This is a genomic window from Terrabacter sp. 05T424 (assembly GCF_056396225.1).
This window is the reverse complement of sequence record NZ_JBFTLB010000005.1, coordinates 18,268-42,715: the sequence shown is the minus strand read 5'-3', so window position 1 is coordinate 42,715 and position 24,448 is coordinate 18,268. Positions and strand designations below refer to the sequence as shown.

Sequence of the window (24,448 nt, the reverse complement as noted above, 5' to 3'; positions counted from 1 at the left end):
TTCGATGGAGCACCCCCCAAATTGAGTGCTCTTCCTAGAAACTAAGCACCCAAGAAAGCCCCAGGATTGCCGAATCATGGGAATCGAAATGCAGACATCTTTTGCGCGTTAAGGAATTTACGAAATGCACTTCCAGCATGCATTCAATGCCTCTGACCTGCATAAACGGACATACACGACACTCGTCCCGGACGAGAGAAGGCAAAGACGGCATACGCGATGGGGCATGTGACGAAGCACTCTTCGCCTTTGGTCCGATCGCGCCCGCGAGCGCTCTAGCCTCGAGTTATGAGAAGGAAAGGATGGGCCTTCCTCTCCAACCACGGACACGTGCTCGTCTGTCTGGCTGACGACCCGGACATGCGGCTCAAGGACATGGCGGCGAGCATCGGGATCACCGAGCGCGCGGTCCAGCAGATCATCGCCGACCTCGAGGGCGCCCACGTGATCACGCGTCACAAGGAGGGGCGGCGCAACCGCTACGCCGTGCGTCGAGACGTCCGGTTCCGGCACCCCCTGGAGGCGGGCCTGCGGGTCGGCGAGTTCCTCGACATGGCGCGCAGGCGACCGCGCCTGCGGCAGCTCACCGGGCAGTGGGGTCGGCCTGCCGGCGAGGTCGACGACCTCGAGCGCGACGCGCTCTGACCGGCCGCTGCTGCAGGCGGCGGCGCGAGGGCGCTCGGCCGCTCAGCGCATCCCGGCGGCGATGCTGTCGAACGCCTGGTCGATGTTGCGCTCGAGCCGCCCGGACCCACCCTGCTGCTGGTGCTCGATGCACGCGCGCACCGCCGCGAGCGCGACGGTCACTGTCAGGCGGGGCTCCAGCGAAGCGCCCGGCGCCACGCCGAGGCGGCGCTCGAGGGCCGCGGTGAGGGCGTTCTCGATGCGGATGTTGTTGCCGACGAGCGCCGGGGCGAGCGAGGGCTCGCCGAGCAGGATGCGACGGCGCTTGGCGCGCAGCTGCTTGTCGATCGTGCCGGGCGCGAGCATCTCGGCGATGATCCGTCGGAGGGACGCGAGCGGCGACTCCCCCTCGGTCGCGTGCTCGAGCGAGGCGGCATACGCCTCGAGCTCCTCGGGAGTGGTGCCGATGACGGCAGCCTCCTTCGAGGGGAAGTAGTTGAAGAAGGTGCGGGCGCTGACACCGGCCCGGGCGGCGATCTCGTCGGTCGTGACGGACGCGAAGCCCTTCTCCTCGACGAGGTCGAGTGCGGCGAGGTTGATCGCGCGGCGGGTCTCACGCTTCTTGCGCTCGCGCAGGCCGCAGCCGTCGTCGGTCAGCGTGGTCGTGCTCATGCCCTCATGGTGTCACGACAGTGCATGGACTGCAATTTTGCAGTCACTGCACAATCGGCGTACCGTAGTCGTCATGCCACAGACGACCCAGGGGGTAGCCACGAACTCCGCGACCGCTACGACCGGCGACACCAAGCCCGCCGGACTCGACCGCTCGACCCGCAACATCTTCATCGCGCTCATGCTCGGCATGCTCGTCGCGTCGATCAGCCAGACGATCGTCGGCCCTGCGATGCCGCGCATCGTCGCCGAGCTCGGCGGCATCGACCACTACTCGTGGCTCGCCACGGCCGCGATGCTCGTCAGCGCGATCACCGTGCCGATCGTCGGCAAGATGAGCGACCTCTACGGCCGGCGCGGCTTCTACCTCGGCGGTCTCGTCGTCTTCATGGCCGGCTCGATCCTCTCCGGCTTCGCGCAGAACTTCTGGTGGCTCATCGCCGCCCGCGCCATCCAGGGCGCCGGCATGGGCACCCTGATGCCGTTGTCGCAGACCATCATCGGCGACATCATCCCGCCGCGTCAGCGCGGCAAGTACCAGGGCCTGATGGGCGGCGTCTTCGGCCTCGCCTCGATCCTCGGCCCGCTCGTCGGCGGCTTCGTCACCGACAACTGGGGCTGGCGCTACCTCTTCTTCATCACGCTGCCGGTCGGCGTCTTCGCCTTCTTCGGCATCAGCCGCTTCCTGCACCTCGAGCACACGCCGCGTGAGACCGTGGTCGACAAGGCCGGCATCGCCGCGCTCTCGATGACCCTCATCCTGCTGCTCGTGCCCACCTCCCTGGGCGGCACGACGCTCGCGTGGGGCTCCCCCGCCATCATCGCCATGTATGCCGCAGGCATCGTCATGCTCGGCGTCTTCATCGCCATCGAGCGCAAGGCCGCCGAGCCGGTGCTGCCGCTGCGCCTCTTCAAGAGCCCGCTCTTCACGCTCTCCAACATCGCGGCCTTCATGGTCTCGGTCATGATGTTCGGCGCGATGATCTACCTCCCGGTCTACGCGCAGGGCGTGCTCGGCGCCTCGGCGACGAACTCCGGCCTCATCCTCATGCCGATGTCGGTCGCGATGATCGGCCTCTCGATCGTCTCGGGCCTCGTCATCACCAAGACCGGCCGCTACAAGCTGCAGACGATCGCGGGCATCCTCATCATGGGCGTCGGCTTCTGGCTGCTCACCCAGCTGCACTACGGCTCGAGCCAGACCGAGCTGACCCTCTCGATGGTCGTCTTCGGCGTCGGCCTCGGCATGGCGCTGCAGGTCTTCACCCTGATCATCCAGAACTCCGCGCAGCGCAAGGACCTCGGCGTCGCCACGGCGTCGACGCAGTTCTTCCGCAACGTCGGCTCGACCGTCGGCACCGCCGTGTTCGGCACGATCATGACCAGCGGCCTCGCCGGCAACATCGCCTCGCACCTGCCCTCCTCGGTCGTCAAGCAGATGCAGGCCTCGGGCCAGCAGGTCAGCGCCGGCTCGGTGCTCGACCCGTCGGCCCTCGCCAAGCTGCCTCCGCAGGTCGCCACCGGCGTCCAGCAGGGTCTCGCCGACTCGCTCCACACGGTGTTCGTCTGGGGCCTGGTGCCCTTCGCCCTCGCGCTGCTCGCCGCCTTGTTCATCAAGGAGGTGCCGCTGCGTGACACCGTGCACACGCCCGACGAGGCCGGCATCGAGATCCTCGACACCCTGTCGCAGTCGGCGCCCGACGACGAGCTGAAGGTCCCCCTCGGCCGCGAGGCCGGCAACACCCGCACCCACGAGCGACTGCTCGGACTGCGGCTGGGCCTGCTCGCCGACTCCGCCCTGCGGGGTGACCGGCCGCTGCTGACGCGGGCCGTGTCCCGGCTCGGTGACGGCGACCTCGACGCCGGTGCGGCGCTGCTGCACCGCACGGCGCGGATGCTGACCACCGAGGACCCGGCGCTCGCCGCCGACACCGAGCGTTTCGCCGTCGAGGTCGCGGCCCGGACCAAGGCGCTGGGTGGGGTGCTCGACGACGCGCTGAAGCGGGAGCTCGTGACGGCCGTGGCAGAGCGCGACGCCCGCACGGTCATGACGACCGTCGAGCCGACCGTCGCCGAGCGGCACGAGGCCGTCGACATCCGACTGCTCTCGTCGGTCGGTGACGACCTCGGCGCTGCCTACCTCGTCGACCGGCAGAACGCGCGCGTCGCCGAGCAGCAAGCCGCCGCCACCCACTGACACCCCGCTCCAACCGTCGAGAGGCCGATGTTTGTGGCTTCGCGCAGGTCGAGAGGCCAGTTCTCGTGACGAGGACTGGCCTTTCGACTGTCACCGAGCCGCACGAAATGGCCTCTCGACGGGTTGGACCGGGAGGGCCGCATACGGTGTCGGGATGAGCAAGGTTGCCCTCGTCACCGGAGCGTCCGCCGGCATCGGCGAGTCCATCGCCGTCCACCTCGTCGAGGCCGGTTGGACGGTCTATGCCGTCGCCCGCCGCGCCGAGCGCATGGCGACGCTCGACGCGCGCGGGGTCATGACCTTCGCGATGGACGTCACCGACGACGACTCGATGGTCGCCGGCGTGCGCCGCGTCCTCGACGAGCAGGGCCGCATCGACGCCCTGGTCAACAACGCGGGCTACGGTTCCTACGGCCCCGTCGAGACCGTGCCCCTCGACGAGGCGCGACGGCAGTTCGAGGTCAACGTCTTCGGGCTGGCCCGGCTCACGCAGCTCGTCATCCCGCCGATGCGGCGCCAGCAGTCAGGGACCGTCATCAACATGTCGAGCATCGGCGGCAAGATCTACGAGCCGTTCGGCGCCTGGTACCACGCGACGAAGTTCGCGGTCGAGGGCTGGAGCGACAGCCTGCGGCTCGAGCTCGCGCCCTTCGGCATCGACGTCGTGCTCGTCGAGCCGGGCCCGATCGTCTCTGAGTGGGACGCGATCGCCCGCGAGAGCATGCTCGCCCGGTCGCGCGGCACCGTCTACGAGAAGGCCGCGACCCGGATGGCCGCGATGTACGCCCGCACCTACGACCCGGCGCGGATCTCGAGCCCCGACGCCGTGGCGGAGAAGGTGCTCGTCGCCCTCGAGGCCGCAAACCCGTCCGCCCGCTACCCGGCCGGGCGCGGGGCTCGGACCATCCTCACGGCGCGGCGCCTGCTCCCCGACCGCCTCATGGACGTGGTCATGCGCCGCGTCGCCGGCGCCTGACCCGCCCCCTTCACCGTCGAGAGGCCAAAGTTCGTCGCCTCCGACACGTCGAAAGGCCAGTTCTCGTGACGAGAACTGGCCTTTCGACTGTGACCAGGCCGCGAACTCTGGCCTTTCGACGGAGGAGGGGGTGGGGGCTCAGCCCCAGACGAGGGCCTGGGCCGGGTCGGCCAGGATCGCCGCGAGATCGCTGAGGAACCTCGAGCCGAGCTCGCCGTCGATGAGCCGGTGGTCGAAGCTGACCGCGAGCTGCGTGACGTGACGGATCGCGATCTCGTCGTTGCCGTCGGCGTCGGTGACGACCCACGGCTGCTTGCGGATCGCGCCGAAGCAGACGATGGCCGACTCACCCGGGTTGATGATCGGGGTGCCGCTGTCGACGCCGAAGACGCCGACGTTGGTGATCGTCATCGTGCCGCCCGACATCTCGGCCGGCTGGGTGCGACCCTCGCGAGCCGTGGCCGTGAGCGAGCCGATGGCCTGCGCCAGCTCGAGCATCGACATGCCGTGGGCGTCCTTGATGTTGGGGACGATCAGGCCACGCGGCGTGGCCGCGGCAATGCCGAGGTTGACGTAGTTCTTCTGGACGATCTCCTGGGCGGCGTCGTCCCACGTCGCGTTCATGCCCGGGTTGCGCTTCACCGCGAGGACGAGCGCCTTGGCGAGCACGAGCAACGGCGTGACCTTGACGTCCTTGAACTCACGGCTGCCCTTGAGGCGGTCGACGAGCTCCATCGTCTTGGTGACGTCGATGGTGATCCACTCGGTGACGTGCGGCGCGGTGAACGCCGATCCGACCATCGCCTGCGCCGTCATCTTGCGCACGCCCTTGATCGGGATGCGCTCCTCGCGCTCACCTGCACCGAACGGCATACGGTATGCCGCCACGGCAGGGCTCGTGGTCGAGTCCGCCTGCGCTGCAGCGTCGTTCACGGACGCGCCACTCTGGTGGTTCGTCACGTCGTCGCGGGTGATGATCCCGTCGACACCGGTCGGGGTGACCGACGCGAGGTCGATGCCGAGGTCCTTGGCGAGCTTGCGCACGGGCGGCTTCGCCTTCGGACGACCACCAGCAGCAGCGCCCGGGTGGACGGCGGGAGCCGGCGACTCGACACGAGCGGCAGGAGCAGCGGGTTCGGCGATCGGCGCGGCGGCGGCGATCTGCTCGGTCTCCGTGCGGGCTGCAGCCACGGGAGCCGCGGCCACGCCCTTGCGGGCCCGACGGGCCGTCGCACCGGCCTTGGCGCCGTAGCCGACGAGGATGGCCTCGGAGGCACCTTCCGGAGCAACCTTCTCCCCGGGGGTCGAGGGTCCGGCCGCGGGAGCCTCGTCGCCGCCCTTGCCGTCGTCGATCGAGATGATCGGCGTGCCGACGTCGATGGTCTGGCCGACCTCGACGAGCAGCTCCTTGACGGTGCCGGCCCACGGGATGGGCAGCTCGACGAGCGACTTGGCCGTCTCGATCTCGAGCACCATGTCGTTGACCTTGACGGAGTCGCCGGGCGAGACCTTCCACTCGACGATCTCGGCCTCGACGAGTCCTTCACCGGGGTCGGGCAGGTTGAACGTCTTGATTGCCATGTGTGGCAGCCCTTCTCAGTACGCGAGCGCGCGGTCGACGCCGTCGAGGATGCGGTCGAGGTCGGGGAGGAACTCCTCCTCCATCCGGCTCGGCGGGTAGGGGATGTTCGCGCCGTTGACGCGGATGACGGGCGCCTCGAGCTCGTAGAAGCACTGCTCGGTGACCTGCGCCGAGATCTCCGACGCCATGCCGAGGAAGCTGCTCGCCTCGTGCACGACGACGAGCCGGCCGGTCTTGCGGACCGACGCGACGACCGTCTCGATGGGCAATGGCGAGAGCGAGCGCAGGTCGATGACCTCGATGCTCGTGCCCTCCGCCTCTGCGGCGGCGGCCGACTCGAGCATCGTCTTGACGACTGGCCCGTAGCCGACGAGCGTCACGTCGGTGCCCTCGCGGAGCACGTTGGCCTCGAAGAGGCCTCGCGGCGACGACGGCGCGGCCGTGTCGTACTCGGCGCGGTCGTGGTAGCGGCGCTTCGGCTCGAAGAAGATCACCGGGTCGTCACAGGCCACGGCCTGCTGGATCATCCAGTGGGCGTCCTCGGGGTTGCTGCACGCGACGACGCGCAGGCCCGCGGTGTGGGCGAAGTAGGCCTCGGGGCTCTCGGAGTGGTGCTCCGGGCTGCCGATGCCGCCGCCGAACGGGATGCGGATGACCATCGGGATCTTGACGGCGCCTAGGGCGCGCGCGTGCATCTTGGCGACCTGGCTGACGATCTGGTCGAAGGCCGGGTAGACGAAGCCGTCGAACTGGATCTCGCAGACGGGGCGGTAGCCGCGCAGCGCCATGCCGACGGCGGTGCCGACGATGCCGGACTCGGCGAGCGGCGAGTCGATGACGCGCTCCTCACCGAAGTCCTTCTGGAGGCCCTCGGTGATGCGGAAGACGCCGCCGAGCTTGCCGATGTCCTCACCGATGAGCACGACCTTGGGGTCGGCCTCCATGGCCTTGCGCAGGCCGTTGGTGATGCTCTTGCCGAGAGTGACCTTCTCGAGTGCCATCAGTTCGCCTCCTCGAAGCTGGCCTTGTAGGCGACGTAGGCGGCACGCTCCGCCTCCATGACGGGGTGGTCCTCGGCGTAGACGTGGTCCCACATCGTCGCGCCGGGCATCGTCTCCATCGTGACGCAGCCCTCGCGCAGCTCGGCGGCGAACTGGTCGGCCTCCTCGTCGACCCGCGTGAAGAAGGCCTCGTCGGCCATTCCCTCGTGGGCGAGGAGCGTCTTGAGGCGCAGGATCGGGTCGCGGAACTTCCACTCCTCGACCTCGGCCGAGACGCGGTACTTCGTCGGGTCGTCGGCCGTCGTGTGGGCACCCATGCGGTAGGTGTAGGCCTCGATGAGTAGCGGGCCGTTGCCGTTGCGCGCCTCGTCGAGACAGTGCTGCGTCACGGCATACGTGGCGAGGATGTCGTTGCCGTCGACGCGCACGCCGGGGAAGCCGAAGCCGCGGGCACGCTGGAACAGCGGGATGCGGGTCTGCTTCTCGACGGGCTCGGAGATCGCCCACTGGTTGTTCTGGCAGAAGAAGACCACCGGGGCATCGAAGCTCGCCGCGTAGACGAACGCCTCGTTGACGTCGCCCTGCGAGGAGGCGCCGTCGCCGAAGTAGCAGATGACGGCGGTGTCGCGGTCGGGGTCGCCGGTGCCGACGTTGCCGTCCATCCGCACGCCCATGGCGTAGCCGGTCGCGTGCAGCGCCTGGGCGCCGATGACGATCGTGTAGAGGTGGAAGTTGTTCTCCTGCGGGTCCCAGCCGCCCTGGCTGACGCCGCGGAAGAGCTGCAGCGAGCTCTGCGGGTCCATGCCGCGCACGAAGCCGACGCCGTGCTCGCGGTAGGTCGGGAAGACGAAGTCGTGCGGCCTCAGCGCGCGGCCGGAGCCGACCTGGGCGGCCTCCTGGCCGAGCAGGCTGGGCCACAGGCCGAGCTCGCCCTGACGCTGGAGGGCGTAGCCCTCGGCGTCGAGACGACGGATCAGGACGAGGTCGCGGTAGAAGCTCCGCAGGTCCTCGGGTGTCAGGTCCGCGACGTACTTGTCGTAGTCGGGATGGGACACGCGCTGACCTTCGGGGGTCAGCAACTGGATCATGTCCGGGCCGCCGTCGCCGACCGCGGGGGTCGGCTCCTGCAGCTCCGCGACAACCTTGTCGCTCACGTGGGGCTCCTTCGCCGGTGAGACCGGCCTACTCGTTCGGCCCGCATACGGGGGTCACCCGCTGTCGGCTTCTGGGGGGCGCAGGACCGCCGTTCGTGACGACGGACACGTGCTTGGTCCTCGACCCGGAACTTACCGGAGAGGCCTGCGAATCTCACAATGCGGGACGGTTCGGTGGTCGCCGTGGACTGTGGCCGAGCACGTATGCCGGCGGGTGGGATCCCGAGCGCAGTGGCGTCAGCGGCGGGGTCGGCGGTCGGCGACGTAGGCCGGCGGCATCCCGGGTCCGAGCGTGACGGCGACGTCGCGGGGGTTCACAGGGCCGTGGGCGTCGCACACGACGTGGGCGTGGACGGACTCGTCGCAGCCGTCGTGCCGATAGAGGATCGGCGGCTCGCCCGGGGCGGCCCACCGGTCCCCCCACTCGGTCAGCGCGACGAGGGTCGGGACGAGGTCGCGGCCCATCTCGGTGACGACGTACTCGCTCAGCCTCCCGTGGGCCGCCACCTCCCGCCGCTCCATGAGACCCCCGTCGACGAACGCGTCGAGGCGTGCCTGGAGCACGTTGGTCGCAATGCCGAGGTTGTGCTGGAAGTCGCCGAAGCGGGTGACTCCCGCGAAGACGGCGTCGCGCAGGATCAACAGGCTCCAGCGCTCGCCGACGACCTCGAGGGCGCGGGCGATGGAGCAGACCTGGCTGTCGTACGTCCTGCCGAGCATGGGGAGAGCATAGAAGAAACACTTGCATCATGAAAGTCCGCCACCTATCGTTGCTTGCATCATGCAAGTCACCGCAGCAACCACGGAAGGCACGACATGAGCACCGACCTGACCCACAGCTTCACCGTCGAGCAGACCCCGCAGCAGGTGTTCGACGCGGTCAACGACGTCCGTCACTGGTGGTCCGACAACGTCGTGGGCGACACCCGGACCGTCGGGGCGGAGTGGGTCTACGTGACTCCGGACATCCACTTCTCCAAGCAGCGCACCACCGTCCTCGTGCCGGGCGAGCGGGTCGAGTGGCTCGTCGTCGACAGCCACCTCAGCTTCACCGACGACAAGGAGGAGTGGACCGGCACCACGATCCGCTTCGAGATCACCCAGCCGGACGGTCCGCAGGGTCGCACCCGGCTCGGCTTCACCCACGTCGGTCTGACGAACGAGGCGGAGTGCCACGACGTGTGCCAGACGGCCTGGGGGCAGTACGTCGTGGGCAGTCTGCGTGACCTGGTCCGGTCAGGGGCGGGGCGGCCCGGTGAGTTCAGCAACCAGGAGTCGCTGGACGCGGCTCTCGCCGGCACGGCGCAGGTGCCGTCAGCATCCTGACCGCCTCGATGCCGCCGTTGGCCGCCGTTGGCCGGCGCAGGGCAGGGGCAACGGCACAGTCAACGGCGCGAGCCCCACGACCATGCCGGCGTCGTGAGCAGGCCCTGACCCTGCACGAAGGTCTCGCCGAGGTCCTTGGCCAGGGTGATGCCGCGCGCAGGTGACCCGAGGCCGACGGGGAGTTCGTCCTCGTCGTCGGGGTCGACCACCGCCAGCTCGGCGATGAGCGCCCGGGAGTGCGAGACGACCATGACCTGGCTGCGCTCGGCCGCCGAACGAATGAGGCGCGCGAGCGGCGCGAGCAGCTCGGGATGCAGCGACGTCTCGGGCTCGTTCAGGACCATGAGGGGTGGCGGGTCGGGCGTGAGCAAGGCGGCGACGAGCAGGAGGTAGCGCAGCGTGCCGTCGGACAGCTCGGCACCCGAGAGCGGCCGGAGCATGCCGGGCTGGTGCAGGGCCACGTCGAAGCGCCCACCCTCGATCGTGACGTCGAGGATCGCCCCGTCGAAGGCGTCGGCGACAGCCCGGTCGAGCTCGCGGCCACCCTGCTCGCGGATGGTCTGGAGAGCCGCCGCGAGGTCACGTCCGTCGTCGGCGAGGACGGGCGTGCGGGTGCCGACCTGTGGCGTTCGCGACGGGGCGCCGGAGTCCGCGCGGAAGCCGTCGTAGAAGCGCCAGCCCCTCATCAGGCGACGGACGCGCAGCAGCTCCGGCGCCCGCTCGGGGTCGGCGAGCTCCGTGAGCATGCTCTCCCACGGTCGCAGCGATCGGCTCAGCTCGGTCCAGCCCGGGCGGGCCCGCCGGCTGCTGCTGGCAGCCCGCGCGACCGCCCCCTCCGCGGGTGCGGGATCGCGGTAGGCAGCGCGGGACCCGGTGCGCGAGCCCGGCGCCTCGACCGGGTCGGACTCCCACTCGGACTCGTCGCCGTCGTCTCCGCCCCAGTCGGAACCCCACGCGTCGTCCCCGCCGGCGGCGGCACGGGTCTCGACGACTCCCCACCGTCGGCGCACGAGCACCGCACCCGGCCGCATGACGGGGCCGGACCACACGACCTCGCGCTTGATCTCGGGGTCGCGCAGAAAGGCGGACGCCGACCCGGCATCCGCGCCCGAGGCCTGCTGCGGCAGGCCGAGGTCGACGAGGTAGCCGAAGTCGTCGGAGGCGAAACCGAGCTGGAGGCTGATCGGCCCCTTGCGCCGCGTGCCCTGGACGGCGTGGCCCCGGTCGCGTGCCCCGCCGAGAGTCGCCGGGCCGGCCCACAGCGCCGACTGGAGCCCGCCTTCGCGCGCGAGCGTGCCGATGACGTCGCCGCGCCCGCAGCCCGCGAGCAGGCGCAGGGAACGGTAGAGGCTCGACTTGCCGCTGCCGTTGGCGCCGGTGACGACATCGAGCCCGTGCAGCGGCACGACGACGTCGCGCAGCGACCGGTAGCCCGAGACGGCGACAGCTGTGAGCATGCCCCGAAGGTATGCCGCCGGGCCGACATCCGGACCGCTCCCCTGCCTGTCCGCTGGCATCTTGCTCCCCTGAGCGGAGCAAGATCCGAGTCCCTGAGGGGGTTCAGTCCCGGCCCGCCCGGCCAGCACCGCTGCTGCCCGCCGGAGCACCGTCACCACGTTCAGGCGCTGGCCTGCGGGTCGACGCCGTCGCCGCCGGCCCCGGCCGACCAGGCGGGCAGCTCCTGGAGCGACCACTTGTTGCCGTCGGGGTCGGAGAAGTAGACGAAGCGCCCCCACGGCTGCTGGTCGACCTCGGAGGCCTCGACACCACGGCCGACGAGGTCGGCGCGCGCGGTGTCTGCGTCGGCGACGACCATCTGCAGGTTGTCCAGGCCGCCGGGGACGATCTCGGTCAGGCCCTTGCCGATCGCGATGGAGCAGGCCGACCCGGGCGGCGTCAGCTGCACGAAACGGATCTCGTCACTCACGGTGTAGTCGTGGTCGGCGTTGAAGCCGACCCTTTCGACGTAGAACTCCTTGGCCCGGTCGACATCGGTCACGGGCACGGCCACCAGCTCGAGCTTCATGTCCATGACCAGACGGTACGGCGCAGCACCCACACTCCGGGGCCCGAGCCGCCTACGCGTCCGGTCAGCGCCGCTCGGGGTCGAGGTCGTCGCTGAACCCGACCTGCGAGCGCGTCGGCTCCTCGACCTCGCGCAGGTGCCTCCAGGAGTCGACGACCCGGGCGACGACGGCTCCGCTGGCACGCGGGAAGAGCGTCGGCCCGAGGAGCAGCACGAGGGCGACGACGAGCAGAGCCACGGCGACCGTCTCGAACCAGCCCGCGGCGGTCGTCACGGTGCGAACTCCGGGCTGGAGCAGTGCCGTCCGGTCGTCGAAGGACCACCGCCAGACGGCCGACGACGCCACAGCTCCCGAGGCGAGCGCCGTGCACGTGACGGCGAACAGCTCACCGCGTCGACCGGGCCGGGCGAGCACGACGGCGAACCCAGCCACCGCGAGGACCAGGACCAGCACGAGCAGCACCAGGCGCGGCACCGGGTGCGGCCCGAGGTCGTCGTCGAGCACGAGGCCGTTGGACGTGTAGCTGATGACGTCGCGGCCCCATGCCCAGAAGCTGCGCTCCGAGCCGCGCGTGAAGTCACCGACCTCGGGCATCCGGACCGACAGGACGAGTGTCGGCCAGATCGTCGTGGAGGCCGCAAGTAGCGCCCCGGCGAGCCCCGCCACCGCCCCGGCGACGGCCACCACACGCGTACGGCCGACCGGGTCGTCCGGTGCCGCACCAGGGGCGCGCAGGCCGGTCATCGCGGTGGCCGGAACCGCTCCGGGTCGGGGGCCGGCGCGCTCGTGCGGTCTCGGTTGTCGTCGTCGGAGAAGCCGACGGTGGACCGTCCGTCAGCCCGGCCGCCGGTGCCGGGCGTCGAGCCCATGGCCCGCCCGCCCCAACCGGCGTGCGCCCCCGGCCCGACGTCGCGGATCGTCGCGATGCCGACCCGGGGCGGGGCCGTCTCCCCTTCGCCGCCGGGACCGGCCGCCGATGAGCGACGTCGCGACGCCTCGGCGAGCGCCGAGCCCCGGGACCACGCGGCCGTCGCAAGGGAGGCCACGGGCCCTCGCACCATCCACCCGAGGGCGGCGAGCAGCAGGGCCGTGCCGGCGAGCTGGAGCACACCGGCGAGAGTCCTGGCGGCGCTGAGGCCTTCGCTGAGGCCGAAGAAGTAGGCCTCCATGCGCCCTGCCGTCTGTCCGATGCCGGCGGCCAGGCTCGCCGCGAGCCACGACGTGCCGGCGACTCCCAGCAGCAGGCCCGCGGAGCCACGGCGGAACGCGTGGCTCGCGGCTGCGACGACGCCCGCGAGCAGGGCCACGCCGAGCAGCGTCAGACCCCACGGGTTGCCGAAGTCGAGGGTCGGGTCGGTGGCACCGGGACTGCCATCGGCGACCCGCCCCCACGACCAGAAGGCGATGCGCTGCGCCTGGATGCCCTGCGCCACCTGGCCAGGCGTCGGGGTGAGGGTGAGCGTGTCGGTCGGCCAGAACGCCGCCGGCGCGGCGCAGACGACACCGCCGAGGACGAGCAACGTCCCGACGAGGCGGCCCCGCACGAGGGCCGGCCCCGTCATCGCCGCTCCCGATCGGGGTCGCCCAGCCCGACGGCCGGTCCCGAGAGGTGCTCGCCGGCCGGGCGGCTGGTGATCGTGGGACGAGCTCCCCCTGCCGTGCCGACCGCCCCAGCCCCGTCAGCCGCCGCGCTCGGGCCGGTCCCCATTGCTTCGTCGGTCGCGGCACCCTCCTCCGGTCGCCCGTCGCGGAGCCGGCGCAGCCGCGCGACCCAGGCGGACGGCATACGCCATCCGGCGAGCGAGAGCACCATCAGCACGACCGCGGCGACGAGCGCGAGGGCTGCCACCGACTCGAGCGCACCAGCGACGGTCGAGCTGCCCGTGGCCGCGAGCCCGTGCACGTCGTCGCGAACCGCACGACCGTGACGCTCCGAGACGGTCGTGGCGAGCCGGCCCAGCAGCGCGGCCGACGCCACGGGCGCGACAGCGGCAGCCCAGGGCGCCCTGGTCAGGACCCAGGCGACCGCCCCCGCGGCGGTGAGCGCCAGCAGACCGACGAGCAGCACCAGCCCGAACGGGTTCTGGAGGTCCTGCACGACGGCTCCGCCGGGGCCGAGCACCTGCGACCGGCCCCAACCCCAGTCCTGCTGGTCGAAGAGCACGAGACCGCGCTCGCTGTCGAGCGTCGTCAGCCGCCACGTGGGGGCGACGACGGAGGGGGCCGCGAGCGCCACGCCGACGAGAGCGGCCACACCGGCCGGGACCCGCTCGCGCAGGAGCGCCATCGCTTCCTCTCGGTGCCGCGCCCGTCGCGGCTCACCCCATTGTCGCCTTGATCAGCGCGCCCCGAAACGTCCCGCGACCTCGACGAGCCGGGAGTTCGCCTCCGGCTCGCCGATCGTGACCCGCACACCGTCGTCGCCGTACTGGCGCACCATGAGGCCGGCCTCCTCGCACGCCTGCGAGAACGAGGTCGAGTCGGCGCCGAGAGGGAACCACACGAAGTTCGCGTCGGACTGCGGCAGCTTCCAGCCCTGGTCGCTCAGCGCCCGGACCACCCGGTCGCGCTCGGCGACGAGCGTCTCGACCCGCTCGGTGAGCTCGTCGAAGGCGTCGAGCGAGGCGATCGCGGCTGCCTGCGCGATGGAGTTCACGCCGAAGGGCGTCGCCGTCTTGCGAAGGGCAGCGGCGACGGGAGGGTGGGCGACGGCATACCCGATGCGAAGGCCCGCGAGGCCGTACGCCTTGGAGAAGGTGCGCAGCACGACGACGTTGGGGTGGTGGCGCCAGACGTCGAGACCGCGCACGGCCTCGGGGTCGCGGACGAACTCGACGTACGCCTCGTCGACCACGACGATGACGTCGCTCGGCACCTTGTCGAGGAAGGCTTCGAGCTCGGTCTGGTGCACGCACGGGCCGGTCGGGTTGTTGGGGGTGCAGACGAGCACGACCCGGGTGCGGTCGGTGATCGCTGCGAACATCGCGTCGAGGCGGTGCCGCGCCTGCTCGTCGAGGCCGACCATGACGGGCTTGGCGCCGGCGAGCTGGGCGACGATGGGGTAGGCCTCGAAGGAACGCCACGCGAAGACGACCTCGTCGCCCGCGTCGCAGGCCGCGTTGACGATCTGGGCCAGGACGGCGACCGAGCCGGTGCCGGTCGCGATGCACTCGGCGGGCACGTCGAGCGCCTTCGCGAGCCGCTGCGTCAGGGCCGTGACGGCCATGTCGGGGTAGCGGTTGACGGTCGCCGCGGCGTCGTCGATGGCCGAGAGCACCGACGGCAGCGGACCGTAGGGGTTCTCGTTGGACGACAGCTTGTAGGCCGTCACGCCCGCGGGTGCCGCCGCCGGCTTGCCCGGCTTGTAGTCGGGCATCTGCGCCAGCACCTGACGCAGACGGACGGGGGTCTCGGCCGTGTCGCTCATACCCGAACTGTAGAGGCACTGTCCACGGCGGCGACCGGCCCATGGACGTAGGACTGACGTTGCGGCCCCGGTGTGGCTAGGCTCACATCGTCGCGTCAGCGCCGCCACGACACCCTGTTTGCTGCCCACTCTGACGAAAGTCCACTCAATGCGCATCGGCATCCTCACCGGGGGCGGGGACTGTCCCGGCCTCAACGCCGTCATCCGCGGCGCGACCCGCGCCGCCGAGGTCACCTACGACAGCACCGTCATCGGCTTCCGCAACGCGTGGCGCGGTGTCATGGACAACGACTACGAGATCCTCGACGTCGACCGCTGCCGCGGCATCCTCCCGCTCGGCGGCACGATCCTGGGCACGTCACGCGACCAGCCGTTCGCCCACGAGGACGGCCTCAAGCGCGTGCGCAAGGCGTACGACCGGCACGGCCTCGACGCGATCATCGGCATCGGCGGCGAGGGCTCGATGGGCGTCGTCAACCGCCTGCACGAGAACGGCTTCCCGGTCATCGGCGTGCCCAAGACCATCGACAACGACATCTCCCTGACCGAGATGACGTTCGGCTTCCAGACCGCCGTGCAGATCTGCACCGACGCGATCGACCGGCTGCACACCACCGCCGAGAGCCACCACCGCGTGCTCGTCGTCGAGGTGATGGGCCGCCACGTCGGCCACATCGCGATCTGGTCGGGCCTCGCCGGCGGCGCGGCGATCACGCTCGTGCCAGAGGAGCCGTTCGACATCGACGAGGTGTGCGAGCGGATCGTCCACCGCCACAAGAAGGGCCGCTTCGCGACCATCGTGGTCGTCGCCGAGGGCGCCCTGCCCAAGGAGGGCACGATCGAGATCCCTGCGCCCGAGGTCGACAAGTACGGCCACCAGATCCTCGGCGGCATCGGCTCGATCCTCGCGCGCGAGATCCAGGGCCGCACCGGCATCGAGAGCCGCATGACGGCGCTCGGCCACATCCAGCGCGGTGGCTCGCCGGTCGCGTTCGACCGGGTGCTCGGCACCCGCTTCGGCGTCGCCGCGGTCGAGGCCGCGCTCGACGGCGCGTGGGGCCAGATGGTGGCCCTGCAGAAGGGCAAGATCGAGCGGGTTGCCGTCGCCGACGCCATCGGCTCGCTCAAGATGGTCGAGCCCGACCTGCTCCGGCTCAACTCGATGTTCCAGCCGCGCATCCCCGGTGACGAGCACCCTGGTCTGCCTGCCGATTCGCCTGCCGCCGTGGAACACTGAGCGGATGCTCATCAACTTCGCGCTGCAGACGGTCATCAACGCCGTCGCCCTGTGGATCGCCGCGTGGGCCATCCCCGGCATCACCTTCGGCGAGGGCCGCACCGGCAACATCTTCTGGACGGTCGTCCTCGTCGCCCTGATCTTCGGCGTCGTGAACGCGTTCATCCGGCCCGTCGCGAAGGCGCTCTCGCTGCCGTTCATCATCCTGACGCTGGGGCTCTTCGTCTTCATCGTCAACGCGCTGATGCTCGAGCTCACGTCGTGGCTCGCGGGCAAGCTCAACCTGGCGTTCCACATCGACCACTTCTTCTGGGACGCCATCTTCGGGGCGCTCATCGTCACCTTCGTGTCGATGATCCTCAGCTTCATCAGGACCGACTGAGTCACGACTCACCCCAGTCAGTACGCGTGAGCCCGCCTTCCGACCGGAAGGCGGGCTCACGGCATACGCCCCGGGTTCGGCCACCTGCCGGCCGGCCGGGGTGTCGGTGCGGAGGGTGTCGGCGCGGGGTCCTACCGTCGTGGCATGCGGTTGCTCCACACCTCCGACTGGCACCTCGGGCGCACGCTCCACGGCGTGAACCTCCACGAGGCGCAGACGGCTGTCCTGGAGCGCATCTGCGAGCTCGTCGAGTCGCCCCCCGACGGCATCCCCGTCGACGCGGTGCTCGTCGCCGGCGACGTCTACGACCGCGGCGTCCCGCCCGTCGAGTCGGTGCAGCTGTTCGAGTGGACGCTGTCGCGGCTCTCGGCGGTCACGGCCGTCGTCGTCACGTCCGGCAACCACGACTCGGCCATCCGCCTCGGCTACGGCTCCGGGCTCTTCCGTGACCGCATCCGCATGGTCACCGACCTCGGGCAGCTCGACCTGCCGGTGCTGCTCGAGGGCAGCGACGGCGTGCGCGCCGCGGTCTACGGGATCCCCTACCTCGACCCCGACCATGCGCGAGTTGCGCTGGCGGGTGGTGGCGAGCCGTTGCCGCGATCGCACCAGGCCGTCGTCGGGGCCGCCGTCGACCGCATCCGGGCCGACCTCGCCGACCGCCCGGGCGTGCGCTCGGTCGTGCTGGCCCACGCGTTCGTCGCCGGGGCCGAGCCGAGCGACTCCGAGCGGTCGATCATGGTCGGCGGCGTCGACCGGGTGGCCGGCACCGTGTTCACCGGCATCGACTACGCGGCGCTCGGCCACCTGCACGGGCCGCAGGCGCCCGAGTCGGCCAAGGGGTCCGTGGTGCGCTACTCGGGGTCGCCGTTGCGCTACTCCTTCTCCGAGCAGGACCAGGACAAGGTGGTGCTGCTCGTCGATCTCGACGCGACCGGCCCGGCTCGGGTCACGTCCGTCGAGATCCCGCAGCCGCGGGCGATGACCACCCTGCGTGGCCGTCTCGACGAGTTGCTCGAGTCGCCGTCGTTCGCCGACGCCGAGAGCGCGTGGGTGCGCGTGACCGTAACCGACCGGGTGCGGCCCGACTCGCTCATGGACCGCCTCAAGTCGCGCTTCCCGCACGCGCTCCAGGTCTTCCACGAGCCCGAGGGCGCCATCGACCGCGGGCGCTCGGGCACCACCGTGGTCAGCGAGCGCGACCCCCGCGAGCTCGGCTCCGACTTCATCGCCTACGTCACCAAGACCGAGGCGAGCGGCGGCGAGGTCGACGTCTTCGAGGCCGGCTACGAGGCCGCCGTGGTCGCCCAGCACAAGGCCGAGGCTCAGGAGGTGGCCTGACGTGCAGCTGCACCACCTCTCGATGACGGCCATCGGGCCGTATGCCGGCACCGAGGTCATCGACTTCACCACCGTCGGGCGCGCCGGTCTCTTCCTGCTCGAGGGCCCCACGGGGTCGGGCAAGTCGACCATCATCGACGCCATCACCTTCGCGCTCTACGGCAAGGTCGCCCAGGCCTCCGCCGACGTCGAGCGCATCCACTCGCACCACGCCGACCCGCGCACGGTCCCGGTGGTCGTGCTCGTCTTCGAGACCCAGTCGGGCCTCTACCGCGTGCAGCGCACGCCGCGCTTCGAGCGACCGAAGTCGCGCGGCACCGGCTCGACGGTGCAGCAGCCGACGATCAAGCTGTGGCGGCTCCAGACCCCCGACGACCTCACCGGCGGCGAGCTGCTCTCGACCAACATCGGCGACTGCGACGACGAGATCACCCGTGCCGTCGGGCTCACCCGCGACCAGTTCGTGCAGACGGTCATCCTGCCGCAGGGCGAGTTCGCGACGTTCCTGCGTGCCCGGTCCGAAGACAAGGGCAAGCTCCTCGAGAAGGTCTTCGGCACGGCCTTCTTCCGCCGGGTCCAGGACGAGATCGTCGAGGCCGGCCGCGCGGCCCAGGCTCGCCGACAGTCCGCCGTCGACGAGATCCGCCTCGCCGTGCACGCGCTCGCCGTGTCGGCCGGCCTCGAGACCGAGCGTCGTGACCTGCTCGAGGCGTTGAGCCGCACCGAGCCCACCGCGATCGACGCCGAGCTGGCTCAGGTCGTCGACGAGCTGACCACCCGCGAGCGCCACGCCGGCAAGACCAGCCGCGAGGCCATCGAGACCCACAAGCAGATGGCCGACATGGTCAGTGACGCCAAGCTGCGCATGCAGCGCCGCGAGCGCCTGCTCGTCCTGCAGCAGCAGGAGCACGACCTCGGCAAGCAGGCCGTGCGCTTCAGCGAGCTGCGCGAGGAGGTGTCGCGAGCGCAGCAGGCCCGACCCGTCGCCGGGGCCGTGCGCACCCTCGCCCTGTCCGAGGCAGCTCTCAAGCGGGCCGCCGCGGCGCTCGCGAAGGCCCGCGAGCAGGTCGATGCGGCACTGCGCGACCGAGGCCCGGCCGCCCTGCGCGAGGCCGCGTCGCAGGCTCGAGAGGCGGTGGGGTCGCTCACGGGCGCGATCGCCGTCGAAGCCAGGCTCGGTGCGCGCCTGGGTGAGCAGCAACGTCTGGCCGAGATGCGCGACGGCCTCTGGCGCTCGGTCGCCGCAGTGACCACCGAGCTCGAGGCTCTGCCGGTGACCATCCGCACGCACGAGGCGGCCCTCACCGAAGCCCGGCGGCTGGGCGCCCTCGTCGACGGACGCACGGCCGAGGGCCAGCGCGCGAAGGAGCGACTCGAGTCGGCGCTGGGCCACACCGCGGCGGCAGCCAGGGTCCCGGGCTCCGAGGCCGCAGCCGCCGAGGCCCTGTCTGTGGTGGCCTCTGCCGAGACGACCCTTGCCGGGCTGCGGCGGGCACGCATCGAGGGCATCGCCGGCGAGCTCGGCCTGTCACTCAGCCCCGGCGACCCGTGCCCGGTGTGCGGGTCGACCGAGCACCCGTCGCCGGCACACCCGACTATAGATGCCGTCACTCCTGAGCAGATCGAGACCGAGGAGGTGCGTGTCGTCGAGCTGCGGCGGCGTGCGACGGTCGCTGCCGAGGCCCTGGGTGCCCTGCGTTCCGAGGTGCGTGAGCTGGCCGCCCGCGCCGAGGGCGTCGACGTGGCGACAGCGCGCAGCCGTGCAGAGGCGGCGGCCCGCGAGCTGGCCGAGTCGGTCCGCGCCCGGTCCGACGTCGAGGCCGGGGTGACGCGCCTCGCCGAGCTGCGTGGCCGCGTCGACGCCCTGTCGGCCGAGGCCGCAGCGCTCGGCGCCGAGCTCGCCCGCACCGAGCAGTCCGTCACCGACCTCGACGCGCGCATCGCCGAAGAGACCGCCCTCGTCGCGCAGGCACGCGACGGTCACCCGAGCGTCGCGGCCAGGCGTGACGAGCTCGTCGCGGCCGCCGGTCGCATCGACGCCCTCGTCGACGCCATCACCCAGCGCGACGTCGCCGCGGCAGCCGTCGCCGAGGACACCGCTGCCCGAGACTCCGACCTCGCCCAGTTCGGCTTCACCGGCGTCGCCGAGTGGATGGCCGCCGACCGCGGCGCAGAGTGGATCAGCGCTCGCACCAAGGAGATCGACGACTTCGAGCGCGCCTGCACTCAGGTGCGGGCGGGCCTCACCGGCCCAGAGCTCGCCGACGTCCAGCTCGACGCCCTCTTCGACGACATCGACCAGCTCGAGGCTCTTGCGGTCGCCGCCAAGAAAGACATGGAAGCCGCAGCGCACGAGCACGGCAGCCTGCGCGACCAGGTGACCCGCACCAAGCGGCGCGCCGGCGACATCCGTGACGCCCTGTCACGCAACGCCGCCGTGATCGCCGAGACCGCCGACGCCGTGCGGGTCGGCCAGCTCGTCGCGGGCAACGGCGACAACCAGCTCAACCTCGACCTCGCGAAGTACGTCCTCATCCGCCGGTTCACCGAGGTGCTGTCCGCCGCCAACACCGAGCTCGGCCGCTTCTCCGGTGGCCGCTACACGCTCGAGCACACCGACGCGAAGAAGGGCAACGCGAAGTCGGGCCTCGGCGTGCGCGTCCATGACATGCACACCAACCAGGTCCGTGACGTCGGCACACTGTCTGGCGGTGAGACCTTCTACGTGTCCCTGTCGCTGGCGCTGGCGCTGGCCGAGGTCGTGCGCGCCGAGTCCGGTGGCGTCGACCTCGGCACGCTCTTCGTCGACGAGGGTTTCGGCACCCTCGACCCCGACGTGCTCGACGACGTCATGCACACGCTCGAGGGGCTGCGCGAGGGCGGGCGCACCGTCGGCATCGTCAGCCACGTCACCGAGCTGAAGTCACGCGTCGCCGACCGCATCGAGGTGCTCGTCAGGCCCGACCGCACCAGCACCCTCCGCATCACCGCCTGACCAGCGAGCGGCGCCAAACGGCCTCCCGTCGATCGAGAGAACACTCCGTCGGGTCTGCTCTCGCGCGCAGTCGATGGGCGCGCCCTAGGATCCGGGCATGAGCGTCGTCGCGAGCGTGTTCGTCGGTCTGGCCGCCCTCCTCCACGTCTACATCTTCTGGATGGAGAGCGTCGGCTGGACCCGACCCGACATCTGGCGTCGCTTCGGGGTGGCCGACCAGGCCGCGGCCGACGTGACGAAGCCGATGGCGTACAACCAGGGCTTCTACAACCTCTTCCTCGGCCTCGGCGCGGCGCTCGGCATCGTGCTCTGGTGGACGGGACACCACGAGGTCGGCAAGACCCTCATGGGCACTTTGCCGTCAGCAAAGTGCCCACTCGACAGGGAGGAGTAGGCGGCGGAGGAGCGTCAGGCTGGGGTGGCGAGGTCCGCGTCGCTGCCGCGACCAGGTCCGCGAGTGGCGCCGATGACGAGCACGACCACACCGACGACGGCCGAACCGAGCGCGAGCATGCCGTAGCCGGAGGTCCCGACGACGACTCCAGCGGCGACGCCACCGCCCGCACCGGCGAGGCCCATCACCACGTCGGCGAGGCCCTGGGTGGCGGGTCGCTCGTCGGTGGAGACCGCCGAGGTGAGCAGGGTCGACCCGGAGACGAGCGTGCACGACCAGCCGACTCCGAGGAGGAAGAGCGCGACGAGGAGCAGCCCCGACCAGCCGGCCTGCGAGCGGGAGGCGAGCACGGCGGCGAACGCCAGCACCGCCCCACCGGTCGTCCCCACGGCCTGCCCTCCCCAGCGGTCGACGGCCATGCCGACGAGGGGCGACAGCGCGAACATCCCCATGATGTGGACCGAGATGACGAAGCCGATCACCTCGAGCTCGGCGTGGCCGTGCTTCATGTGGATCGGGGTCATCACCATGACACTCACCATCACGAGGTGGCCGAGCGCCATGATGAGCATTCCTTGCAGCGCAGCCGGGTTCGAGCGCACGACTGCCAGGCCGCGCCGCATCGAGCCGTCGTGGTTGGGGGCGTCGGCGACCGACCCGGATATCGCGTCGTCGCCACCGGAGCCCGCGGCGACGGCATCTGCCCGTCGCTGCTCGACAGCGACCTGCCGGTCCTGAGCGTCCAGGGCTCGCGCCGCGAGGAGCGGGTCTGGCCGCAACAGCCGGTCGACGACGACCCACGCCAGCACGAAGCCGGCGAGTGAGAAGACGAAGACGCCCGACAGCTCCGGCACTCCGAGATTGTGTGCCACGGCCTTGCCCGGCCCGACGAGGTTGGGACCGGCGACCGACCCGATGGTCGTCGCCCAGACGACGATGCTCAGGTCGCGCCCGCGGCGGGCTGGGATCGCGAGGTCGGCGGCGGCATACCTCGTCTGGTTGTTGGCGGTGGTGCCGCCGCCGAAGAGGAACATGCCGACGACGAAGAGCGGGAACGAGCGCACCACCGCCGCGACGAGGACGACCGCCGCGCCGACGAAGGCGAGAGCCAGGCCGAGGCGGAGCCCCACCCGACGTCCGCGCGCGGCCGTCGCCCGCGCCACCGGGATGGTGATGAGGGCCGTGCCGAGGACCTGCGCGGTGGTGCCGACGCCGGCGAGGGCCTCGGTGCCGCTGAGGTCCTCGGCGAGCAGCGCGCCCACCGCGATGCCGCAGGCCATGCCGACACCGCCGAGCACCTGTGAGCCGACGAGCGTGCGAATCACCCTGCGCTGCAGGGCATCCCGGTCAAGTGTGGCTGGAGCGAGGACCACGAGACGTCAGACGTGACGGCGTGACGTGATGACGCGGAAGCGGTTCGCGACGAACGCGGCGTCGGTGTAGGCCGCGTTGGCCGCGGGGTTGGCGCCGGTGCCGTGCAGGTCGGAGAACGCAGCCGTCTGGTTGACGAAGATCTGGCCGGTGAGGTTCTCGGACAGGGCGACCCCGCCCGTGGCCGCCGCGTCACGCGCCGCATCGAGCACGTCGTCGCTCGTCGAGTAGACGGCAGCCGTCATGGCGCCGTGCTCGTGCACGGTGTCGGCGAGCTGGGCCAGGGACTGCTCGGTCGAGGCGGTGCGGATGAGGAAGCCGACCGGCCCGAAGCACTCCTGCGTGTAGACGTCCTCGCGGGCGACGTCGAGCGCGACGAGGCCGGGGGCGCGGACGACCGCGTCGGCGTACGCCGGGTGGGTGACGCGACGCGAGTCGAGCACGACCCGGCCGTCCGCGTCGGAGGCGAGCTGGCCCAGCGAGTCGGCGTTCGTGCGGACCTGGTCGTTGACGGTCGCGCCGAGCAGCTCGACGGCCTTGGCGTCGTCTCCGGTGAGCCGGCCCACGGCGCCCGCGAGCTTGTCGCCGAAGTCGTCGAAGGAGAGGTGGCCCTGGTCGGTGTCGATGCCGTCGGCCGGCACGTAGAGGTTCTGCGGGGCCGTGCACATCTGCCCCGAGTAGAGGGTCAGGCTGAAGGCGAGGTTGCCGAGCATGCCCTTGAGGTTGTCGGTCGAGTCGATGACGATCGAGTTGATGCCGGCCTTCTCGGTGTAGACGAGGGCGCCGTGGGCGCCGGCCTGCTGCTCGAGCCAGGAACCGAACGTCGGGCCGCCCGTGTAGTCGATGATCGCGACGTCGTCACGCTCGGCGAGCGTCTTCGCGAGGCCCTGACCGTCACCTTCGGCGGCGAGCTGCACGAGCGCGGCGTCGAAACCCGCCTCGACGAGCACCTCGCGGGCCACCTCGACGGAGATCGCGAGCGGCAGCACGGCACGCGGGTGCGGCTTCACGACGACCGGGTTGCCCGTGGCGAGCGAGGCGAAGATGCCCGGGTAGGCATTCCACGTCGGGAACGTGTTGCAGCCGATGACGAGCGCGATGCCCCGAGGGACGATGCGGTAGTCCTTCTGCATCCGGGTCGGCGCGGGGTTGCCCTCGCGGTCGCGCCCCGGCTTCTCCCACACGACCGAGGCCGGCACGCGCTCCTGCTCGACGAGCGCAGCGGCAACCGCCTCGACGGCGCGGTCCTGCGCGTGCGGACCGCCGGCCTGGAACGACATGACGAACGGCTGCCCCGACGTGTGCATCACGGCGTTGGCGATCTCGAAGCTGCGCTTGTTGATGCGGTCGACGATCTCGACGCACACCGCGGCGCGCACCTGCGGACCGGCGTCGCGCCAGGCGGGGATGGCCGCCCGGGCCGCCTCGAACGCGGCGTCGACGTCGAGAGCCGGGTAGGTCGCACCGAGCGTCGGCCCGTAGGGCGACACCTCACTGCCGACGAAGGTGCCGTCGGTCGGCTGGCTCGACAGGGCGGCATACGGCTGCCCGAGATGCGCTTCGTAGGCGGTCAGGCCCTCCGCCGCAGCCGTCTCGCCGTAGACGCGCGGGCTGGGCGACTCGGGGTAGCGGGAGTACCAGGAACGCGTCGTGAGGGCCTGACGGATCTCGTCGAGGACCCCGGCGTGCGCGTCGAGGAGGGCGTGGGTGGGCGTCGTTGCCGGTGCAGTCACGCAACGATG

General features: G+C 71.1%; 22 protein-coding genes. 9 read left to right on the top strand and 13 right to left on the bottom strand.

The genetic code is table 11. The annotated features are described in order from the left end of the window. Positions 1 to 288 precede the first annotated feature (288 nt). On the top strand, positions 289 to 645 hold the full coding sequence (locus AC1DE0_RS12395) for an AsnC family transcriptional regulator (protein WP_478100883.1): 357 nt from the start codon (positions 289 to 291) through the stop codon (positions 643 to 645). Between the two features lie 42 nt (positions 646 to 687). Here AC1DE0_RS12395 and AC1DE0_RS12390 read toward each other — a convergent pair whose 3' ends face one another. Continuing rightward, on the bottom strand, positions 688 to 1,296 hold the full coding sequence (locus AC1DE0_RS12390) for a TetR family transcriptional regulator (RefSeq protein WP_478100881.1): 609 nt from the start codon (positions 1,294 to 1,296) through the stop codon (positions 688 to 690). A 73-nt stretch (positions 1,297 to 1,369) separates the two neighbouring features. Between AC1DE0_RS12390 and AC1DE0_RS12385 the strand changes: the two genes are divergently transcribed. Both AC1DE0_RS12385 and AC1DE0_RS12380 read left to right on the top strand, forming a co-directional pair. After that, on the top strand, positions 1,370 to 3,493 hold the full coding sequence (locus AC1DE0_RS12385; protein ID WP_478100879.1) for an MDR family MFS transporter: 2,124 nt from the start codon (positions 1,370 to 1,372) through the stop codon (positions 3,491 to 3,493). A gap of 154 nt (positions 3,494 to 3,647) precedes the next feature. Next, positions 3,648 to 4,469: an oxidoreductase gene (locus AC1DE0_RS12380; RefSeq protein ID WP_478100877.1), complete on the top strand. Its 822-nt coding sequence runs from the start codon at positions 3,648 to 3,650 to the stop codon at positions 4,467 to 4,469. Between the two features lie 138 nt (positions 4,470 to 4,607). Here the strand turns inward: AC1DE0_RS12380 and AC1DE0_RS12375 are convergent, their stop codons facing one another. The 4 genes from AC1DE0_RS12375 to AC1DE0_RS12360 form a co-directional block, all read right to left on the bottom strand. Continuing rightward, the gene (locus AC1DE0_RS12375; RefSeq protein ID WP_478100875.1) at positions 4,608 to 6,050 is read right to left on the bottom strand and encodes a dihydrolipoamide acetyltransferase family protein; all 1,443 of its coding nucleotides are present in this window, start codon (positions 6,048 to 6,050) and stop codon (positions 4,608 to 4,610) included. A gap of 15 nt (positions 6,051 to 6,065) precedes the next feature. Then, positions 6,066 to 7,052, bottom strand: a complete 987-nt coding sequence (locus AC1DE0_RS12370; RefSeq protein ID WP_478100873.1) for an alpha-ketoacid dehydrogenase subunit beta — start codon at positions 7,050 to 7,052, stop codon at positions 6,066 to 6,068. Next, a complete protein-coding gene (gene pdhA, locus AC1DE0_RS12365) occupies positions 7,052 to 8,206 on the bottom strand; it encodes a pyruvate dehydrogenase (acetyl-transferring) E1 component subunit alpha (RefSeq protein ID WP_478100871.1) in 1,155 nt (384 codons plus the stop codon). The genes AC1DE0_RS12370 and pdhA overlap by 1 nt, the downstream gene beginning before the upstream one ends. Positions 8,207 to 8,443: 237 nt before the next feature. Further along, positions 8,444 to 8,926 carry a winged helix-turn-helix transcriptional regulator gene (locus tag AC1DE0_RS12360; protein ID WP_478100869.1) on the bottom strand — a complete coding sequence of 161 codons (483 nt, stop codon included), beginning with the start codon at positions 8,924 to 8,926 and terminating at the stop codon, positions 8,444 to 8,446. A gap of 96 nt (positions 8,927 to 9,022) precedes the next feature. Between AC1DE0_RS12360 and AC1DE0_RS12355 the strand changes: the two genes are divergently transcribed. Further along, entirely contained in the window at positions 9,023 to 9,532 is a 510-nt protein-coding gene (locus AC1DE0_RS12355; protein ID WP_478100867.1) for an SRPBCC family protein, read from the top strand. 59 nt (positions 9,533 to 9,591) lie between these two features. Here the strand turns inward: AC1DE0_RS12355 and AC1DE0_RS12350 are convergent, their stop codons facing one another. The 6 genes from AC1DE0_RS12350 to hisC all read right to left on the bottom strand — a co-directional run bounded on the left by AC1DE0_RS12350 (position 9,592) and on the right by hisC (position 14,986). Then, on the bottom strand, positions 9,592 to 10,989 hold the full coding sequence (locus AC1DE0_RS12350; RefSeq protein WP_478100865.1) for an AAA family ATPase: 1,398 nt from the start codon (positions 10,987 to 10,989) through the stop codon (positions 9,592 to 9,594). Between the two features lie 161 nt (positions 10,990 to 11,150). After that, positions 11,151 to 11,564, bottom strand: coding sequence for a VOC family protein (locus AC1DE0_RS12345; RefSeq protein WP_478100863.1), 414 nt, complete (start codon positions 11,562 to 11,564; stop codon positions 11,151 to 11,153). 58 nt (positions 11,565 to 11,622) lie between these two features. Next, on the bottom strand, positions 11,623 to 12,303 hold the full coding sequence (locus AC1DE0_RS12340) for a hypothetical protein (protein WP_478100861.1): 681 nt from the start codon (positions 12,301 to 12,303) through the stop codon (positions 11,623 to 11,625). Continuing rightward, positions 12,300 to 13,121, bottom strand: coding sequence for a hypothetical protein (locus AC1DE0_RS12335; protein ID WP_478100859.1), 822 nt, complete (start codon positions 13,119 to 13,121; stop codon positions 12,300 to 12,302). Before AC1DE0_RS12335 ends, AC1DE0_RS12340 begins: the two co-directional genes overlap by 4 nt. Beyond that, positions 13,118 to 13,846 carry a hypothetical protein gene (locus AC1DE0_RS12330; protein WP_478100857.1) on the bottom strand — a complete coding sequence of 243 codons (729 nt, stop codon included), beginning with the start codon at positions 13,844 to 13,846 and terminating at the stop codon, positions 13,118 to 13,120. Before AC1DE0_RS12330 ends, AC1DE0_RS12335 begins: the two co-directional genes overlap by 4 nt. Positions 13,847 to 13,897: 51 nt before the next feature. Beyond that, positions 13,898 to 14,986: a histidinol-phosphate transaminase gene (gene hisC, locus AC1DE0_RS12325; protein ID WP_478100855.1), complete on the bottom strand. Its 1,089-nt coding sequence runs from the start codon at positions 14,984 to 14,986 to the stop codon at positions 13,898 to 13,900. Between the two features lie 148 nt (positions 14,987 to 15,134). Between hisC and AC1DE0_RS12320 the strand changes: the two genes are divergently transcribed. From AC1DE0_RS12320 to AC1DE0_RS12300, 5 genes are all read left to right on the top strand, one after another. Then, positions 15,135 to 16,223: a 6-phosphofructokinase gene (locus tag AC1DE0_RS12320; protein ID WP_478100853.1), complete on the top strand. Its 1,089-nt coding sequence runs from the start codon at positions 15,135 to 15,137 to the stop codon at positions 16,221 to 16,223. A gap of 4 nt (positions 16,224 to 16,227) precedes the next feature. Then, a complete protein-coding gene (locus AC1DE0_RS12315; RefSeq protein WP_478100851.1) occupies positions 16,228 to 16,605 on the top strand; it encodes a phage holin family protein in 378 nt (125 codons plus the stop codon). A gap of 144 nt (positions 16,606 to 16,749) precedes the next feature. Beyond that, entirely contained in the window at positions 16,750 to 17,946 is a 1,197-nt protein-coding gene (locus AC1DE0_RS12310) for an exonuclease SbcCD subunit D (protein WP_478100849.1), read from the top strand. Between the two features lies 1 nt (position 17,947). Beyond that, positions 17,948 to 20,941 (top strand): AAA family ATPase, encoded by a 2,994-nt coding sequence (locus AC1DE0_RS12305; RefSeq protein ID WP_478100847.1) that lies wholly within the window; start codon positions 17,948 to 17,950, stop codon positions 20,939 to 20,941. 97 nt (positions 20,942 to 21,038) lie between these two features. Beyond that, the gene (locus AC1DE0_RS12300; RefSeq protein ID WP_478100845.1) at positions 21,039 to 21,335 is read left to right on the top strand and encodes a DUF1304 domain-containing protein; all 297 of its coding nucleotides are present in this window, start codon (positions 21,039 to 21,041) and stop codon (positions 21,333 to 21,335) included. A 14-nt stretch (positions 21,336 to 21,349) separates the two neighbouring features. Here the strand turns inward: AC1DE0_RS12300 and AC1DE0_RS12295 are convergent, their stop codons facing one another. Beyond that, the gene (locus AC1DE0_RS12295; protein WP_478100843.1) at positions 21,350 to 22,660 is read right to left on the bottom strand and encodes an MFS transporter; all 1,311 of its coding nucleotides are present in this window, start codon (positions 22,658 to 22,660) and stop codon (positions 21,350 to 21,352) included. 54 nt (positions 22,661 to 22,714) lie between these two features. Then, positions 22,715 to 24,439 (bottom strand): phenylacetic acid degradation protein PaaN, encoded by a 1,725-nt coding sequence (gene paaN, locus AC1DE0_RS12290; RefSeq protein WP_478100841.1) that lies wholly within the window; start codon positions 24,437 to 24,439, stop codon positions 22,715 to 22,717. Positions 24,440 to 24,448: the final 9 nt, after the last annotated feature.

What these genes read in the sequence shown, in the direction of transcription:
- AC1DE0_RS12360 (WP_478100869.1), bottom strand. Translation starts at nt 8,926, where the DNA reads ATGCTCGGCAGGACGTACGACAGCCAGGTCTGCTCCATCGCCCGCGCC.
- AC1DE0_RS12300 (WP_478100845.1), top strand. Translation starts at nt 21,039, where the DNA reads ATGAGCGTCGTCGCGAGCGTGTTCGTCGGTCTGGCCGCCCTCCTCCAC.
- AC1DE0_RS12370 (WP_478100873.1), bottom strand. Translation starts at nt 7,052, where the DNA reads ATGGCACTCGAGAAGGTCACTCTCGGCAAGAGCATCACCAACGGCCTG.
- AC1DE0_RS12390 (WP_478100881.1), bottom strand. Translation starts at nt 1,296, where the DNA reads ATGAGCACGACCACGCTGACCGACGACGGCTGCGGCCTGCGCGAGCGC.
- AC1DE0_RS12340 (WP_478100861.1), bottom strand. Translation starts at nt 12,303, where the DNA reads ATGACCGGCCTGCGCGCCCCTGGTGCGGCACCGGACGACCCGGTCGGC.
- AC1DE0_RS12315 (WP_478100851.1), top strand. Translation starts at nt 16,228, where the DNA reads ATGCTCATCAACTTCGCGCTGCAGACGGTCATCAACGCCGTCGCCCTG.
- hisC (WP_478100855.1), bottom strand. Translation starts at nt 14,986, where the DNA reads ATGAGCGACACGGCCGAGACCCCCGTCCGTCTGCGTCAGGTGCTGGCG.
- AC1DE0_RS12380 (WP_478100877.1), top strand. Translation starts at nt 3,648, where the DNA reads ATGAGCAAGGTTGCCCTCGTCACCGGAGCGTCCGCCGGCATCGGCGAG.
- AC1DE0_RS12385 (WP_478100879.1), top strand. Translation starts at nt 1,370, where the DNA reads ATGCCACAGACGACCCAGGGGGTAGCCACGAACTCCGCGACCGCTACG.
- AC1DE0_RS12330 (WP_478100857.1), bottom strand. Translation starts at nt 13,846, where the DNA reads ATGGCGCTCCTGCGCGAGCGGGTCCCGGCCGGTGTGGCCGCTCTCGTC.
- AC1DE0_RS12320 (WP_478100853.1), top strand. Translation starts at nt 15,135, where the DNA reads ATGCGCATCGGCATCCTCACCGGGGGCGGGGACTGTCCCGGCCTCAAC.
- AC1DE0_RS12335 (WP_478100859.1), bottom strand. Translation starts at nt 13,121, where the DNA reads ATGACGGGGCCGGCCCTCGTGCGGGGCCGCCTCGTCGGGACGTTGCTC.
- AC1DE0_RS12375 (WP_478100875.1), bottom strand. Translation starts at nt 6,050, where the DNA reads ATGGCAATCAAGACGTTCAACCTGCCCGACCCCGGTGAAGGACTCGTC.
- AC1DE0_RS12395 (WP_478100883.1), top strand. Translation starts at nt 289, where the DNA reads ATGAGAAGGAAAGGATGGGCCTTCCTCTCCAACCACGGACACGTGCTC.
- AC1DE0_RS12310 (WP_478100849.1), top strand. Translation starts at nt 16,750, where the DNA reads ATGCGGTTGCTCCACACCTCCGACTGGCACCTCGGGCGCACGCTCCAC.
- AC1DE0_RS12345 (WP_478100863.1), bottom strand. Translation starts at nt 11,564, where the DNA reads ATGGACATGAAGCTCGAGCTGGTGGCCGTGCCCGTGACCGATGTCGAC.
- AC1DE0_RS12350 (WP_478100865.1), bottom strand. Translation starts at nt 10,989, where the DNA reads ATGCTCACAGCTGTCGCCGTCTCGGGCTACCGGTCGCTGCGCGACGTC.
- AC1DE0_RS12355 (WP_478100867.1), top strand. Translation starts at nt 9,023, where the DNA reads ATGAGCACCGACCTGACCCACAGCTTCACCGTCGAGCAGACCCCGCAG.